This window comes from Dyella sp. EPa41 (assembly GCF_016586165.1).
Taxonomy (GTDB): domain Bacteria; phylum Pseudomonadota; class Gammaproteobacteria; order Xanthomonadales; family Rhodanobacteraceae; genus Dyella.
In genome coordinates this window covers 1-16,768 of the sequence record NZ_BCPR01000012.1, presented here as the reverse complement: position 1 = coordinate 16,768, position 16,768 = coordinate 1, and the positions used below count along the sequence as shown (strand labels likewise).

At 60.0% G+C, this 16,768-nt stretch carries 13 protein-coding genes; 7 read left to right on the top strand and 6 right to left on the bottom strand.

Features of this window, described 5'->3' with window-relative positions:
- Positions 1-488 precede the first annotated feature (488 nt).
- The 6 genes from JMF82_RS06040 (at position 489) to JMF82_RS06015 (ending at position 7,400) form a co-directional block, all read left to right on the top strand.
- Positions 489-1,343 carry a glycosyltransferase family 2 protein gene (locus JMF82_RS06040; RefSeq protein WP_201313631.1) on the top strand — a complete coding sequence of 285 codons (855 nt, stop codon included), beginning with the start codon at positions 489-491 and terminating at the stop codon, positions 1,341-1,343.
- Between the two features lie 21 nt (positions 1,344-1,364).
- A complete protein-coding gene (locus JMF82_RS06035; RefSeq protein WP_201313630.1) occupies positions 1,365-2,588 on the top strand; it encodes a glycosyltransferase in 1,224 nt (407 codons plus the stop codon).
- Between the two features lie 47 nt (positions 2,589-2,635).
- The gene (gene asnB, locus JMF82_RS06030; RefSeq protein ID WP_236585318.1) at positions 2,636-4,417 is read left to right on the top strand and encodes an asparagine synthase (glutamine-hydrolyzing); all 1,782 of its coding nucleotides are present in this window, start codon (positions 2,636-2,638) and stop codon (positions 4,415-4,417) included.
- 4 nt (positions 4,418-4,421) lie between these two features.
- On the top strand, positions 4,422-5,537 hold the full coding sequence (locus JMF82_RS06025) for a glycosyltransferase (RefSeq protein ID WP_201313628.1): 1,116 nt from the start codon (positions 4,422-4,424) through the stop codon (positions 5,535-5,537).
- A complete protein-coding gene (locus JMF82_RS06020) occupies positions 5,534-6,445 on the top strand; it encodes a lysylphosphatidylglycerol synthase domain-containing protein (RefSeq protein ID WP_201313627.1) in 912 nt (303 codons plus the stop codon). Before JMF82_RS06025 ends, JMF82_RS06020 begins: the two co-directional genes overlap by 4 nt.
- A gap of 190 nt (positions 6,446-6,635) precedes the next feature.
- Positions 6,636-7,400 (top strand): class I SAM-dependent methyltransferase, encoded by a 765-nt coding sequence (locus JMF82_RS06015; RefSeq protein WP_201313626.1) that lies wholly within the window; start codon positions 6,636-6,638, stop codon positions 7,398-7,400.
- Here the strand turns inward: JMF82_RS06015 and JMF82_RS06010 are convergent.
- The 5 genes from JMF82_RS06010 to JMF82_RS05990 all read right to left on the bottom strand — a co-directional run bounded on the left by JMF82_RS06010 (position 7,387) and on the right by JMF82_RS05990 (position 12,506).
- Positions 7,387-8,154, bottom strand: coding sequence for a TylF/MycF/NovP-related O-methyltransferase (locus JMF82_RS06010; RefSeq protein ID WP_201313625.1), 768 nt, complete (start codon positions 8,152-8,154; stop codon positions 7,387-7,389). The two genes, JMF82_RS06015 and JMF82_RS06010, sit on opposite strands and share 14 nt — an antisense overlap.
- Before the next feature lie 41 nt (positions 8,155-8,195).
- Positions 8,196-8,993 (bottom strand): class I SAM-dependent methyltransferase, encoded by a 798-nt coding sequence (locus JMF82_RS06005; protein WP_201313624.1) that lies wholly within the window; start codon positions 8,991-8,993, stop codon positions 8,196-8,198.
- Positions 8,983-9,828, bottom strand: coding sequence for a class I SAM-dependent methyltransferase (locus JMF82_RS06000; protein WP_201313623.1), 846 nt, complete (start codon positions 9,826-9,828; stop codon positions 8,983-8,985). Before JMF82_RS06000 ends, JMF82_RS06005 begins: the two co-directional genes overlap by 11 nt.
- A 26-nt stretch (positions 9,829-9,854) precedes the next feature.
- Positions 9,855-11,906 (bottom strand): hypothetical protein, encoded by a 2,052-nt coding sequence (locus tag JMF82_RS05995; protein WP_201313622.1) that lies wholly within the window; start codon positions 11,904-11,906, stop codon positions 9,855-9,857.
- 135 nt (positions 11,907-12,041) lie between these two features.
- The gene (locus tag JMF82_RS05990) at positions 12,042-12,506 is read right to left on the bottom strand and encodes a pilin (RefSeq protein WP_201313621.1); all 465 of its coding nucleotides are present in this window, start codon (positions 12,504-12,506) and stop codon (positions 12,042-12,044) included.
- Between the two features lie 630 nt (positions 12,507-13,136).
- Here JMF82_RS05990 and JMF82_RS05985 point away from each other — a divergent pair.
- On the top strand, positions 13,137-15,215 hold the full coding sequence (locus tag JMF82_RS05985; protein WP_201313620.1) for a S9 family peptidase: 2,079 nt from the start codon (positions 13,137-13,139) through the stop codon (positions 15,213-15,215).
- 115 nt (positions 15,216-15,330) lie between these two features.
- Here JMF82_RS05985 and JMF82_RS05980 read toward each other — a convergent pair whose 3' ends face one another.
- Positions 15,331-15,843: a pilin gene (locus tag JMF82_RS05980; RefSeq protein WP_201313619.1), complete on the bottom strand. Its 513-nt coding sequence runs from the start codon at positions 15,841-15,843 to the stop codon at positions 15,331-15,333.
- Positions 15,844-16,768: the final 925 nt, after the last annotated feature.

The following is a 16,768-nucleotide window of genomic DNA, read 5'->3' as shown; positions in this document are numbered from 1 at the left end:
GGCTGCGATCGGGGGGGGGCAGGGAGCGACGGTGTGAATGCCGGTGGCGCTATGACCGTGGGCCTTCCTATGGGCCTGCCCGCGCCGGCGCAGGAGGGGCACGTCATGTCCATCATCTGTACACGCTCATGGTGAATCAGGCCCGCCGCGATATCCGTCGGGATGATTTCCTCGAAGCCATGAATGCCCCCGGCATCGGCGCCGGTGTGCATTACCTCTCGATTCCGGAACACCCGTATTACCAGCAACGCGTCGGTGGTGCCCGGAGCAGTGGCCCTAGGCCATGCGCCTTGGGCGCCAGACGGTAAGTCTCCCCCTTTCGCCAGCCATGACCGACGAGGACGCGCAGCGCGTCGTGGAGGCAGTAACGGCGATCGTGGGGCGTTCCTGAGCGAACCCGGCATTCTGATCCGCCTCAAACGTCAAATTCGCCACAGCCAGATGCCGGGCTGCGGTTTATCATGCGCAGGTCCATCGGGGGAGCCTACTTGAGTCATCTAAGCATCATTTTGCCCGCCAAGAACGAAGGGGCGGCCTTGAAGGAGCTCCTGCCTCGCCTGCGCGCCGCCCAGTCCGACGCGGAGATCATCGTGGTGGACGACGGCTCTACCGATGACACCCGCGACATCTGCGCCGCCGCGGGAGTGACTTGCCTGTCGTCTCCCTATTCGATGGGCAACGGCGCGGCCATCAAGCGAGGCGCCCGGGCCGCCAGCGGCGACGTGCTCGTGTTCATGGACGGCGATGGCCAGCACGACCCGGCGGACATTGCCCGTTTGCTGGAGAAGCTGGAACAGGGCTACGACATGGTGGTGGGCGCGCGCGACTGGGGCAGCCAGGCGGGCGTGGGGCGCGGTGTTGCCAATACCATCTACAACTGGCTCGCCACGCGCATGACCGGGCACATGGTGGCTGACCTGACTTCTGGCTACCGCGCGGTGCGCGCTGGGCGGTTTCGGGAGTTCCTGCATCTGCTGCCCAACGGGTTTTCCTATCCCACTACCAGCACGATGGCCTTTTTCCGCAGTGCCTACCCTGTCGCCTATGTGCCTATCAAGGCTGCGCAGCGTATTGGCAAGAGCCATATCAAGCCGTTCAAGGACGGCGTGCGGTTTTTCCTGATCATCTTCAAGATCGCCACGCTCTATTCGCCGTTGAAACTTTTCGCGCCCACCAGTTTGCTTTTCTTCCTGTTGGGTTGTGCCAATTATGCGCGAACCTTCCTTGCGGATGGTCGACTGACGAACATGAGTACGCTGATGTGGAGTGCGGCGGTGATCATTTTCCTGATTGGATTGATCTCCGAGCAGATCACGTCATTGATCTACCGCCGCGATGCTTAAAGCGACCTGCGTGACGCGGATATGAAGACACTGCGGTTGCTCGCGCTGACCACGTCGTATCCGTTGCGTCCGGACAGCTGCGCTGGCCTGTTCGTCCAAAGCCTTTATCGGCATCTATCGGCAACTTGCGCGATAGAGGTCGTATGTCCCGCCGATTCAAATCCGACAGGGCCGACATCCGGCGACGGCGCAGCATCGGACATTCAAATTCATGCCGTGCGTTATGCCCCCAGAGCATGGCGTACATTGGCCCAGGGCTCTGGAGGCGTCGTGACGGGCCTGCAGCGCGCGCCTTGGAAGGCATTTTTGCTGCCGGGCTTGCTGTTAGGGTTATTTTGGCGCTGCCTGTTGCTCGCGAGCCGTGCGGACCTGATCCATGCGAACTGGTCAGTCTGCGGAGCTTTGGCAGGAGCCGTGGGACGTTTGCGGAGGAAGCCCGTCATCACGACTTTGCGAGGAAGTGATGTGGCGCGCTCGACGCGTTCATGGGTGGACCGGATGATTTTGGATCTGGCCATGCGCAATAGTCGAATCGTGATTTGTGTTTCGGAGGCAATGGCCGAAAATCTACGCGCGCAATATCCGCAGCGTAGCGCCGATATCCATGCGTGCCTCAATGGCGCCGACGACGCGTTCTTCCAGATTGACAGGAAGATCTCGGCCGACGCCGGCTTGCGGGTGCTCGCGGTGGGCAACCTGATTCGCCTTAAAGGTTTCGACGTTCTGGTCGAGGCTGTTGCGCGCGCGCGCCATCGAGATCGGATGCATGTATGGGTCGTGGGCGGTGGACCCGAGCGTGAGCCGTTGCTCGCCCAAGCCGCATCCCGCGGCGTGTCATCCTGTTTCACGTTTGTTGGCATCGTGCCCGCTACCGATATGCCGAAATGCTTTTCCGAGGCGGATGTATTCGTCCTTTCCAGCCGTTCGGAAGGACGCCCGAATGTTGTCGTGGAAGCTCTGGCGAGCGGCCTGCCGGTCATCTCTACCGATCTGGAGGGTGTGCAGGGAATGGTAAGCAACGGTGACAACGGTTGGCTGGTCGCAGTCGATGACGCGGATGCATTGGCCGCCGCGCTGGACCAGGCGATCGACAATCGTGCGGAGCTGCACCGCCGTGGTGAGCGCGCACGTACATTTGCGCAGAACCGGATCGGAACCTGGGCAGATACCGCGCGTTGTTACGAAACCCTGTTTCTGGCCGCGCTGACGGCAGACGAGAGGCATCGCTCCTCATGTGTGGAATAGCCTTTCTCCGCGCGCCAACGATCTCACCCGGTGAGCGCCGCGAACGCATGGACACGGCGTTGCAGCGACTCAGGCTTCGCGGACCCGATGAGTCCGGGAGCTTTGCTGGCGACGATTTCATCGCCGGACATACGCGGCTGGCGATCATTGATCTCAAGGGTGGGCATCAGCCCATGCGCGATCCCAGTGGGTGTTGGGTCCTTGTGTTCAATGGAGAGATCTATAACTACCGGGAACTGCGTGCCCAGTTGACCGGGCGCTGGGACTTCCGGGATGACAGCGACACCGAGGTGCTGCTGGCCGGGTTGGTCACGGAAGGCGCGAGGTTCATCGAGCGCCTGGATGGCATGTGGGCGTTCGTGTTGCACGATACGACCTCCGGCGACCTGCTGCTCTCCAGGGACCGCTTTGGCAAGAAACCTCTGTATTACCGATGCCGCGGGGAAACGTTTGCCTGCGCCTCCGAGTTGCCGGCACTGGCGGCGCTGACTCCGGATGTGGCCGTTACCGAGGATGCTGCAGGCATCGCGGACTATTTTCGCTACGGTTACGCGTTACCTGGAAAAACCAGCGTGGCAGGCGTCAGCGAGGTTTTGCCTGCGCACACGCTGTGGCTGCGCGCAAATGGTGCCCTGGTTCAGGAGCGTTATTGGAAGCCTTCGGTCGAACCGTGGACAGGGAGCTTTTCCGAAGCCGCAGAGCACGTCCGGGATTTGTTGACCCAAGCCGTGCGTCGGCGCCAGTTGGCGTCCGATGTCGAGGTCGGGGCGTTCCTTTCCGGAGGCATCGATTCGACCACGGTGTGCGCGCTGGCGCAGGAATCCGGGTTCGGGAGACTGCGAACGTTCACCGCCGGCTTCGCCGAGCCGACCTACGATGAGCGCGCGCCGGCGGCACGTGCTGCGGCCGAGCTAGGTACGCTACATACCGCCGAGGAGATCAGGCCGGAGGTGGCAGCGGCCCTTGCAGCCGACCTGCCACGTCGGATGGGTCAGCCATTCGGCGACTCATCGCTGGTGCCAAGCGCGCTGGTTGCTTCCGTGGCGGCCAAGCACGTCAAAGTCGTGTTGACGGGCGACGGTAGCGACGAGATCTTCGGCGGATACGCAAGGTATATGGGCCGCCTGTTGCGTCAGAGGTATCACCGCCTGCCGGCTGCGTTGCGCTCGGTGGTTGAACGCAGCGTGCTGGCGACGCCGGAGCCCTATGCGCATCACAGTGGTAGCCTTTTGAAGCGTGCACATCTTTTTGTGCGGTTGGCGCGTGAGGACCGGGACACCTATATAGGCCCGCCGGCCATCCGCAAGGAGACGCTCGCGCAACTGGTACCTGGGCTTGGTGCGGGAAACCCGATGCCCGATCGGCCATGGCCCGATGACCCGGCCGAACTGAGGCATATGCTGCTGATGGATTGCCTGGTCTATTTGCCTCAGGACATCCTGCAGAAAGTCGACCGCGCAACGATGATGTATTCGCTCGAGGCGCGCAGTCCGTTCCTGGACAAAGCGTTGTTTGAATTTGCGATCCGCCTGCCTTGGCAATGGCACTTTTCAGGCATGCGAGGAAAGCAGTTGCTGCAGGCGGCCATGCGCGGTCGAGTGCCAGACTTCATCTGGAATCGTCGCAAGCAGGGATTCGCTTCGCCGGTCAGCCATTGGCTGCGCGATTGGTTGGGTGATGATCTGCTAGCCATGACGAATTCAAATAACACCGGCGTCGTAGATGTTGCGGGATTGCGTGCGCTGTTGCGCGAGCACCGCGCAGGGCGTGCCGATCATTCCCAGCCTCTGTGGCTAGCCTACGCGTACCTGCGCTGGCGCACAGGTTGATCACGTGACTGCACGTGCCGATCGCATTTTGCTGGTGTTGCCGAGCCTCGAGCGTGGGGGTGGCGAGCGTGTGTTGCTGCAACTGGCTGGATCCTTCGTCGCCTCGGGTCGAGAAGTGCACGTAGCGGTTTTGCTCGGCGGCGGTCCGCTGAGGTCGTTTGTTCCGGGCGAGGTGACGTTGCACGAGTTGGTCGATGCCGGTGACGCGCCCAAGGGCCTTGCATTGGCATGGAGGTCATTCCCTAGGTTGGTATCGGTCATCCACACGATTAGGCCACATGCGGTATTGAGCACGATGACCGGTACCAATTTGCTTGTAGTGTTGGCATGCATGGTGGCGCGTACTCGTGCGCGCCTTGTGCTGCGGGAAGCTGCCAGCCTGGTCAATGCGAAGGGTGCCCTGAAACGACTGGCAATGCGTTGGCTCTATCGGGATGCTGATAATTTAATCGCTGTATCAACGGGCGTTGCGCAGGATCTGCGTGGGTTAGGTCTTTCGGGTGACCGTATTCACGTCATACGCAATCCGGTTGATGTCGACCGGCTGCGACATCTGGCCGAAGTAGGGTTGCCCCTGTCGGGGCACGGCGATGAGCCGTACGTGGCATCGCTTGGACGATTGGCTGAGCAAAAAGATCATTCCACCCTGTTGCACGCCTATGCTGCGAGCCTATTACGCGCCAGTCATCGCCTGGTCATCGTCGGTGGGGGCGAGCTGCATATGTACCTGAAGCACTTAGTGGATGAACTTGGCTTGACGGATCGCGTCCTGCTTACCGGCGCGATGGACAACCCGTATCGTGTACTGGCGGATGCGAAGCTGCACGTTCTTTCGTCCCGCTGGGAAGGCTATCCAAACGTTCTACTGGAAGCTTTGGCGCTGGGAGTCCCGGTTGTATCAACCGATTGCCCGCACGGTCCGCGCGAGATGCTCAATGATGGACGCTACGGTCGCCTCGTGCCAGTCGGTAGCGCCACTGCCTTGGCACGTGCTATGGATGAAGAGTTGAAACAGCCATCATCTGGCATTGAGGCGGTACTCGCAGTCCACCATTCCCAAGTCATTGCCTCGCGCTATCTGGCGTTGCTGGATAATGAGGCTGCGGGGGGGCAGTCATGATCCGGCCATGGCAAGTGTGGCGCAATGCGGCATATCTACTGCTTGTGGCTGTGGCAATTATTCTGGTTGTCTACTGGTGGCCGACGCTTGCATCGATCTGGCGCGCGCAGGCACTGACCTTCGTGGGTGCTGTCTTGATCATGGCTTGTGCCACCTTGGTGCAGGCGAACAACTTTCTGGTATTCCTCGATACGCCAGTCCGCTTGCGAGTCTGGCGTTTCATGCCTGTATGGGCATGGGGAGCATTGGCCAACTATGTGGCTCCATTACAGGCCGGTAGCATCGCAATCCGCGTGGCATGGCTGGGGAGACACAAGGTGAGCGTTGCAGACAGCCTGCTGGCGACTTGGCGTCAGCTCGCGTTGAGCCTCTGGATTGCGATTGCGGGATTGGCGGCTGGGCTGCTGCTCATGGGCGACGCGCGCGGCCGCTGGCCTGCTCTTATACTATTTTTCCTGTGTCTTGCCATGTTTTTCATGCGCAAACTGTGGTTAAAGTGGTTAAGCAACATAACGCACCCCACTTGGCTGGCGAACCGAAAGCAGCTCATGGTCCGTGCCGTCACCGGCATCACGCCGCGCGGCATCGGTGGTGTTGTCGCGCAGTATGTGCTCGGCACATTTCTACTGTATTGGGTCTATGCGTGCTTTGATGCCCCGATTGGGCTTGGGCAAGCACTAATATTGACATGCCTGGTTTATGCATCGTCCCTCATCGCAGTATTGCCAGGTAACCTTGGTGTGACGGAAGCGATCTATATGTTGGGTGGCCATGGGTTTGGCTTGGACCTGGCGCAGGCTGGCGCGTTGGCGCTACTGATTCGTACCGCAAATATATCGACAAATTTGCTGATTGCGCTGGTGGGTGCGTGGTGTGGTGGCGATCGATTTGAGGCGGGTCATGAGTAACTCTTGGCAAAGCCGGCTTTGCGAACTTCCGGTTGAAACAGTGCGCGATTGTTTGCTGTGCGAGGGCGCGCGCGGAATGCCTGATCCGCGATGGCGTGAATACTTGAATCTCGTATCGCCATTCGACGTACTGCGATGCCCGGCCTGTTCTTTGCGATGGTTGAGTCCTCGGCCAAGTGCCGAGGGTTATGTGCAGCTCTACACCGATGCCATGTATTTCGGTGGTGACGGCGCTTCGCCTGCTGACTATGAGTCATCCGTGAAGGCCAGAGTTGACTACATGCGCGCGAGGATTGCGCGTCTTGAGCACGCGGCTGGCAAAGAGGGGCCGTTGTCGATTCTCGATTACGGTGCAGCCACTGGCGACTTTGTTCGGGCGGGTCTTGACGCCGGACATGATTGCATTGGTATAGAGCTGTCCGAAGACGCGCGAGCAGCCGCAAAACAAAAGAATGGTGTGACGCTGCTGTCGATTGACGGTGTTGGAGGAATGGTGGAGTCGCAATTCGACGCCATTCACATGAATCATGTGCTCGAACATATGCCAGACCCGCTTGCACATGCTCGCTGGTGTGCGCGGATTCTCAAGCCAGGTGGACTATTTGTTTTGGAAGTGCCGCAGCAGTTCGACAATGACCTTGACCGTCTTCGTCGCACGCTGAGTATTGGTGGGAAGCTTTCGCGATTCGATGCCTATTCGTTGCACCATACTTACTTCTTCACGCCCTCAACAGCCGCAACCTTGCTTGCTGAAGCAGGCTTCAGCGTTCTGAGCTTATCTACATTCAACAGTAACAAAACTCCCTTTTGGCCTTTTTCGCCCAAAAACTACGTGCTTAGACTGTTGCTCGGTATGGCTGATCGACTACACGCAGGTGGCAATATCATCGAGGTGCTCGCGCAAAAGGAATCCTGCGTGACGTCATTGCGTGCGGGTGAGGTCAGCGTTTCATGATTACACCCTGGCCGGTGGCGAGGTGCAGAATCTGAAAGCCTTCCGATGCGGCCAATTCGTCTGCGGCGCGTGTTGCGCCGGGGCAGGTCTTGAATCCGTAATCATCCATGACGATTATGCCGCCCTTTACGAGTCTGGGATAGAAAAAAATGAGGCTGTCGCGCGTTGGTTGATAGAGGTCGACGTCGACATGTACAAGTCGGAATTGATGATCCGCGATTTCAGCGAACCGTTCAGGGATCCAGCCGGGTAGTATCGCGATTGAGTCGTAGCGGGAGAGATTGTGTCGAAGCGTTGCCTCGCTCGCAGTCATGTCGCCACCACCTTTAGACCAGGGCATCACGGATTCCGCGACATCCAAATCTGTCTCATCCGGGGCGGACAGCCCTTGGAATGAATCAAACAAGTACAGTTTTCCATGCGAAGACGCTTGAGCGATGAAAAACGCAGATGTGCCGACATGGCAGCCGCATTCGGCCAGGTCTCCCTGTAGCGTATTGCTGACCTTTACGTATTCGCGCAACGTCCATTTTCTATCCTGCGAATACGGATTTCCTGGCGACATGCGGCTGAAGTCATCTAGGAACGCCTTGTCGTCACGCCAAAGTTTGTGATCCTCGCTGATTGGAAAGTCGCCGAATATAGCAGCCGATGCGCGAGCCAATTCCTGTCTCACGCGCCTTCGCTGCGCAGCGCTTCCGGTCAGTAGCCATTTTGCGGCCCTGCCTAGACGTTTTGCGTACATCATCGTCATTTAATCTTGCTCGGTTTGGGCTTCGCTATCATGCCTGTATGTCATCGAGTTTGCCTCAAAGGTCGACTCAGGCTCGCGCTCGGTGCGGCGCGCGCTGTAAGTAGGAATGTGCTACTACCAAGCATTCTTGCCACCAATCCACGAAATTGACGGGTCAAGCGCAGGCCGAAGAGCTCATTCCCGGAATAGAACAAACCCGTCGGGCGTGTCACTTGAATTTGCCACCCGGTTTGCTCGAACCGGCGCTTCCAGGCGCTACGACTGAACAGATAGTGTTCCGTAAGCAAGTTGCCATGTTCGCCATGTCTTGGTGCGATCAATCCTAGTCGCAGCAATCCAAGCATGCTCTTATCGATCAAAGAGGGGCGCGTGCCCGAAGCTTGCGACGAGCTTGGTGGTGAGGGCAGAGGTTTGCGCGAACTCCAAAGCCACCTCGCAGCGTGGAAAGGGTGGCCGAGTGTCGTCCAGAAACGCCACGTTGCCGAGGGAAGGCAGTGCACTGCGATGCCTTCGATCGTGAGCACTCGCGCCAGTTCCGCCTGGATCCGGTCGAAGTCCTTTATGTGTTCGAGCACATTGGAGGAATAGACAGCGTCGAAGGAGTCGTCAGGAAAGGGCAGTGTTCGGCCATCGTAGAGAGTGACCGGGGCATATTGCGTAGACCCTGCGGCAACGCCCTCGACATCGATAGCCGTAACAGTGAATCCGTGCTGGGTGAGAATGGATGCTTGCCATCCATCACCCGCGCCAAGTTCAAGAATCCTGCCGCCAGCGGGTAGCAGCGGCATGGCGAGCGCCAGCTCGGCGCTTCGCATGGCATGCGCGAACTCACTTGTCATGCGACAATGCGCTCTTGGCGAAAACGAATTCGTTGCAGCCCAAGCCTTGGGTAAGGGTTTGGCTTTGCAATTCGAATCCGGCTGCGGCGAGTTTGCGCACGACCTCTTCGGGTTTGGCGACCTCGAAAGGATATCCTCCCAGCCAATCCCGCCAGTCGTGAAAAAGGGACATGCCGCGCTTGCGCGCATAGTTGCGCGCGTGAGAACCAGGCATGTGGAAATGCCGCAGGTCTTGCCACAGCGCATACGTGGCAAACAGCGGGTAGAAGGTGGCGCCAACCAGCCAGCACCCGAGTGTGCTGCTGCAATAAATGCGCTTGATCGTATGCCAGATCCGTGAGCGGCGCCCTTGGTCGTTGTACAGCGCCAGGAGCAATGTCCCGTGCGGGGCAACACGAGTCGCAGCCAGATCAATGGCAGGCCACATGGCACCCGTGTGGTGCAGAACCCCCCAGCTGTAGACCAGATCGAATTGTCCTAATCCGGCCATGAACGTCGGATCAAGCGCCGAGCCTTGCATGATTTGCCAGTTTGTTGCATTCGGCGCGTAGCGCCTGCGCAATTCCTCCGTGCAGGCTACCGAATCGACATCGTAGTCAAAGGCCACGACGTCCGCGCCCAACTGGTGCATCACCAGGCTCGAAAGGCCGCTGCCCGAGCCGATGTCCAGTACCCGCATGCCCCGTAGTTGGTCGTGACCCAGCGATTCGCATAGCCGACGCTGCGCCTCGTTGATTCGGCGCTCATCGAGTGTCGAGAGAAAGGATTTCCAATTGCGGCCAAACGCGAACCGCAAGTCCTGGTCCTCGTGGGGGGGGAGGGCATTTGATTTCATGACTGTTTGAATGGGGTCCGTTGCTGCTACTTCGACAACGGCGCCTTGCCTGGCGCCAATCTGCGTTCGAGCTCCGCGATCTGTCGGTCGAGGCGCCCGGCATAGTTCAAGCGTCTCAGCGCATCAATCTGCTCCCGCCCCTTTTCCATCTGACCCTGGCGCGCATACAACACGGCAAGGTCAATGCGATAGGCCGGTTCGTTTGGATCGCCGGTGACCGCAAGCGCCAGATATTTTGCCGCGAGCATGTCATCGTGCAGGATATCGCGCTGGAAGACCGCGTAGGCGCCGTTGAGGCGCGCAATGGGGTGTGGCCGTGAAAGCACTGCCTGGTAGGCGCGCTGCAATTGGGTGACATCGAATCTACAGATGCTTTTGCTATAACACTGGGTCAGCGTAATTAGCGCAGAGATATTTTCCTGCCCTGTGGGTTGGTCGCGCAGTTTGCGGACCATCGAATCCCAGAAGGCAAGATCGTCGCCTGGCCGACCGTGATCGACGAGCATGATCAACGCCTGGTCGGGCAATACGGATGAGCCCGGGATGGCGGCTGCCCGTCGCAAGTACTTCACTGACTCATCCTGTGTCTTGCCGGGTTGATAGTCCGATGCGATCAGCAGCAGGCGGCCGGCTTCGTACACCGCGCGCTCTGATGTGGGGTGGTCATTGGCTTCCGCAATGGCCAGCCGCAAAGGGTTGGACCACTCCAGGGCGCGCAGGTGGGTGACCAGCGCGAACCACATCAAGGCGGTGGCTACCAGGAACCCGCGCAGTATCGGCAGTGCAATCTTCCAGCGCAGGCCAAGCAGCCATGTTCCCGCTGCCAGCAGCACGCCGATCGATCCGAAATACATGCGCTGCTCGTATACGAGCTCCAGAGGAATGATGGTGGCTGTCAGCAGCTGCGCGGCGAAAAACCAGCCGATGCCTAGAGAAACCAGAGGGTGGCGGTTGCGGAGCTTTACGGCTAGTACGATCAACGCGACCAGCAAAACTATTGCGCCCAGCGTTGTCCACGGCATCAGCAGCCCCGTCGATACAACAATCTCGTCGTGGTAGAGGCTCAACACCGTTGGATTGGGCAGCAGCGTCCAGTGCAGATAATCCACAAGAACTCGTGGCTCGGTCAGAAGCCGCTGCGCGAGATTGAAATCGCGGCCGGCCCACGCGCTGGGGCGTAGGGCCGCATGCAGCAGCCACACGAAGCCCAGCAAGGCGGGCAAAAACAGGGTGATGATAAATGTCCACCAAAGCCGCGGATCCTGCGTCTCTTTTCTGGGCCCTTCCGGCTGTCGGTGTCCAGCAGGGGCTGCGCGCGCGAATCGCAGCACGATCCATTCGACCAGGAAAGCGAACACCGGCAGCAGGACAGCGGTCTCTTTCGACGTCAGCCCCAATGCCGTGCCCAACGCGATGCCGCTGATGGCCAATACAAGCCCTTTTCTGTCCTGGCGCGAGTGGCTCGCCGTCAGCATCATCCAGCGGCCATGCAGGTATGCCCACAAGCCCGCCAGGATGAATACCTGGCACAGGCTTTCCATACGTTGCACGACGTACAACACGGCCATCAGGTTGATGGGCAGTAGCATCCACGCCGCGCTCACGATCAACGCGAGGCGTGTCGCGCCGGCCTGGTCGAAGGCGATGGCGTCCCCTTGTTTTGTCGGCAGATGGGGTGGGGCCGTGGCGGAACGCCCACCCTTTCGCAACCACAGCAATTGCAACAGCACCCGCAGCATGCAAAACAGCAATAAGCCGTTGATCAGGTGGATGACGATGTTAGTGATCTTGAACGGCAGAGGATCCCCGTTGCCGGCATACCAGTTCAGGGAGAACGTGAGCGAAGCCAATGGCCGGCGCAGAAAGCTCGACGGTGAAGAGAGTGCCGAATTCACCCAGGCCGCCAGTGTTGATTGCCCAGGCGTGATGTGGATGCCGGAGTTATCCACGATATTGGGGAAGTCGTCGAACACCCAACCGCCAGTCATGCCTGGTGCGTACACGGCCGCCGTGGCCAGCGCTGCAAGAGCCAGCAGTAGCCAAGGCAGCCATAGACGAGTGCGTTCATTCACATGCATCAGGACGATCCGGCGGGTTGGGTGCGTCATGTTAGCCAAGCAGGGGCCGGGACTGATGCCAGCTTGCTGTTTCCGCGCAAACAAAGAAGGGCCGCAAGTATGCGGCCCTTCGAAGGACTTGCTGTAAAGCGAGTATCAGCGGCAGCTAGCCGGGAGATACTTGGTCGGTACGTCGCCACCCGTGCACTTCCAGGTGATCGGACCGGAGTAATTGGCACCGTTGGTAAGTGCAGTCGCGCCATCAGACTCATACGGCTTGAAAATGACCTTTTTCTGGTCTGCATCGCTATTGGTGGCACGGATCGTGGCCGTGATAATACCGTTCTGGCCGACCTCCAGGTCGTCAACGTACGTCGTTTGAACGCTCGCCTGCGTGGCCGGCAGACCTGCCGACTGGTTGCTACCAGGGACAGTACCGGTGGACTGGAAGGTCTCCGCAACGGCAGTACGCGCCATATCGATGGCGGAGACCGCCTCGGTCACCTTCGAGCGGATGATGTAGTTCTGGTAAGCCGGCACGGCGATGGCGGCCAGGATCGCGATGATCGCCACGACGATCATCAGTTCGATCAGGGTGAAGCCCTTCTGTACGTTCTTCATGGTGGTTCCTCTGTTTGATTAGCTAACCGGTGATGCCCCCTGAGCCCCGGCCCCGAATCCCCCTAGGCGGGAACGGTTCCCCTTACAGCGGTCTGGAACGACCAGGAAGCTCATGGCACTTACAGCACATTACGTGCCGGGCCATATCGTAGGTGATTGCCTACTGTTATGTAGGTGTTCGGTAGGCACGAAGATTGTGCACGCTGTCACGGGATCGAGCAATTCGATGACTCCGGTACCTGGTTAAGCGGAAATGGTCGATTTGAAGGGCGTGCCTTTGCTTGTCACAAAGTGACGCTGGGTGTCATTGTGATATGGGGCAGGGATCACGAAGCGCCCTTGGTGGTCACTCCTTTTAGGGGCGCCTGGCCGCAAGTCCCGCGTAATTTCGGGCTTGAGGGGGCGAATCTGCCGCCGAGGCGTTGGCTTCCGGGGGCTCGCTGCAGGGCGCTTCAGCGCGGCTTCCATGGCCCATATCCGTTCGATATAGCGGGACGGGAGGGATGCAGTGCGGTTCCCGTTCTTATCGATATAGCCGTGCGCCAGCTGCGGCCGATGGGGGCGCCGGCTTGCGCCGCAACGCCATGCCTCTTACCGTCAACGCCTTCGCAGCACCCAGGGAACCCTCCAATGAAACCCTTGTTTGTCGCGCTGGCGCTTGCGCTGGCCGGAACCTCTGCCGTGGCGGCCGAGGTCGAAAACCATGGACCGCATCCGTTCAATATCCGCGATCTCGTGATGATGGATCGCGTGGGCGATCCGCAGTTGTCGCCGGATGGGCGGTATGCGCTGTATACCGTGCGTGCTACCGATTACGCGGCGAACAAGGGCGTGACGTCGATCTACCTGCTGGATCTCGGCAAGGGCGGCACGCCGGTGAGGCTGGTGGAGAAGGCCTCGTCGCCGCGCTGGGCGCCGGATGGCCAGGCCTTCTACTACGTCGCGGCGAAGGACGGCGTGGCGCAGGTTTGGCGCCGCTCGCCCACGGCTTCAGCGGAGGCGGTGCAGGTCACGCATGCGCCGATCGACGTGGATGGTTACAAGCTCTCGCCGGATGGCAAGAAGGTGCTGCTGACCTTTGGCGTGTTCACCGATTGTGCCGACCTGGCCTGCACCAAGGAGCGCCTGGACGGCCGCGCTGCCGACAAGGCCTCGGGCACGGTCTACGACAAGCTGTTCGTGCGCCATTGGGACACCTGGTCCGACGGCCGCCGCGCGCAGCTGTTTGTCACCGATGTCGATAACGCCAGTGAACAGCCGCTGCTTCTTACCCATGGCATCGACGGCGATGTGCCGAGCAAGCCCTTCGGTGGCGACGACGAGTTCAGCTTCTCGCCCGACGGCAAGACGGTCTATTTCAGCGTGCGCGTGGCTGGCAAGACCGAGCCGTGGTCGACCAACTTCGACGTCTACAGCGTGCCCGCCGATGGCTCGGCGGCGCCGAACAACCTCACTGCCGCCAACCAGGCCTGGGATGCGTTCCCGCTGCCCTCGCCAGACGGCAAGACGCTGTACTACCTGGCGATGAAGACGCCGGTGTCCGAGGCCGATCGCTTCGGCATTATGGCGCTGGATCTGGCGACCGGGCAGAAGCGCGAAGTGGCTCCCCAGTGGGATCGCTCCGCTGGCGGCCTGCAGATTTCAGCCGACGGCAAGACGCTTTACGCCACCGCCGATGACCAGGGCCAGCACCCGCTGTTTGCCATCGACGCTGCGACCGGCAAGGTCACGACGCTGGTGACGGCGGGCGATGTCGGTGCCTACTCGGCCGGCAAGTCGAAGCTGCTGGTGCAGCGCGACGACCTCAAGCGCTCCGCTGACCTCTATGTCGCCGACCTGCAGGGCAAGGGTCTCAAGCAGGTGACGCACTACAACGCCGCGCGCCTGAAGAACGCGCAGATGGGCGAGCCGGAGTTCTTCACCTTCAAGGGTTGGAACAACGAGACGGTGCAGGGCTACGTGGTGAAGCCGGCCAACTACAAATCGGGCAAGAAGTACCCGGTGGCCTTCATCATCCATGGCGGCCCGCAGGGTGCCATGAGCAACGGCTGGAGCTACCGCTGGAACCCGCAGACCTACGCGGGCCAGGGTTTTGCCGTGGTCACCATCAACTTCCACGGTTCCACTGGTTATGGACAGGCCTTCACCGATTCGATCTCCGGTGACTGGGGCGGCAAGCCGCTGGAAGACCTGAAGGCGGGTTGGAGTGCGGCGCTTTCCAAGTACAAGTTCCTCGATGGCGATCGCGCGTGCGCGCTGGGCGCCAGCTACGGCGGCTACATGACGTATTGGATCGCCGGCGTGTGGAACCAGCCGTGGAAGTGCCTGGTGGACCATGACGGTGTGTTCGACGCGCGTGCCATGTATTACGACACCGAAGAGCTCTGGTTCGAAGAGCGCGAGAACGGCGGCACGCAGTACGAGCACCCGGAGAACTACGAGAAGTTCAATCCGGTCAACCACGTGAAGGATTGGCGCGTGCCGATGCTGGTCATCCACTCGGCCAAGGATTTCCGCATTCCCGATACGCAGGGCCTTGGTGCCTTCACCGCGCTGCAGCGTCGTGGCATCCCGAGCAAGCTGCTGCACTTCCCGGATGAGAACCATTGGGTGCTCAAGCCGCAGAACAGCGTGCAGTGGCATGAGACGGTCAATGCGTGGTTGAAGCAGTGGACTTCGGCCGACAGTGGGAAGGGCGACGCTAAGTAAGCGTGTGGAACAGGCAAGGGAAGGGCGGCCATAGGGCCGCCTTTCTTTTCTGGAAGAGCTAGAAAAGAAGCCGCCTTTCGGCGGCTTCTTTATGACTACTAGCGCAAGGTTGAGCTTAGCTGCGGCAATTCGAAGGGACGTACTTGTAATTTGTAGTCTTCGCGCCGGCGTCGCAACCCCAGACGATAGGTTGGCCCGCCAACACGGCGCCCGTGGGCTTGCCTTTTACCACCGTGCCACTGCCGGGCGTCAGGTGAAGAACCATGCCGGGAATAGGGAATGAGCTGCTGAACGTGACAGTGATCTGGCCGTCGCCCGTTTTGGGTGAAGCGTTGGTCGCGGCAATGGCAATGCTTGCAACACTGTTGGTGGTCGTGAACTCATAACCATAGCTGTCTGCGTCCGCGTCCCCGGTGCCATCGTATTTGGTGATGGCAGTGCCGAAATTGGACGCAATGGTTTCGGCCACGGAAAGCTTCGCGGCATCAGCCAGCACCAAGCCTTCCGAAACCTTGGCACGGATGGTGTAGTTCTGATACTGCGGGATGGCGATGGCGGCCAGGATCGCGATGATCGCCACGACGATCATCAGTTCGATCAGGGTAAAGCCTTTCTGTACGTACTTCATGGGGGCTCCTCATAACCTTGGTGAAAATGCCGGTGATGCGACTGAGCCCCAGTTCTGCTTCCCCTCGGGGGGATTCTCTTTGTAGGTTCGGAACGACCAGGTGCTCGCTTGTATTGGCAGCACGCTGTATGCCGCGCTTGTCATCGACGGCTATCGATGGATCGGTCGGCACGAGAGCCGTACGCGCAGCGACGGAATTCGGACGTCGGATTGGGCTGACGGCTTTGTCGGCGCGTCTGAGTGTTCGCGTCATCGTTCTGAGTGTGTAGCTGGCATCCCATGCTGCTTCCGGACAGAGGGTTTATCTGAAGAGCTGCGGATGCGATCTGGTGGGCCACCATGGCGAGTTCGATGTGTGGGCCATGTACTACAAGAGCGAAGCGGTGTGGTTCGTCGAGGACTGGCGAGCGTGGATGCTGGTGGTTCATTCCAGCTGGGTGTTCTCGCGTTCACGACATGCAGGGCGTGGGTGCGGTCACTGCGCTGCAGCGGCGAGGCATTTCGAGCAAGCTGGTGCTTCACCGGCGAGAACCATTGGGTGCTCAAGCTGCGGAACAAAGTGCAGCGGTATGAGGTGGTTAATGCGTGCGTGATGCAGTGGACGGCGAAGGATGGGCGGTGAGGTGCGGTGACGGTGAGCTGTTGCTGAGCGGGAAGGGTTCGCCAGTGTGGCGCGACCCCTCCCCAGCCCTCCCCTGCAAGCAGGGGAGAGGGTAAAGGCTCGCGGTTCTGCTTGTTGGGGAAGGGGTGAAGGTCTGTTCTCTGTTGAAGCAGTGGGCGGTGAAGGATGTGGGCGGTGAAGTGCTAGTTGCTGGGCGGGAGGGGTTTCGTCGGTGTGGCGTGACCCCTCCCCAACCCTCCCCTGCAAGCAGGGGAGGGGGTAAAGGTTCGCGCTCCTGCTTTGGGGGAGGGAGCAAAGATCCGC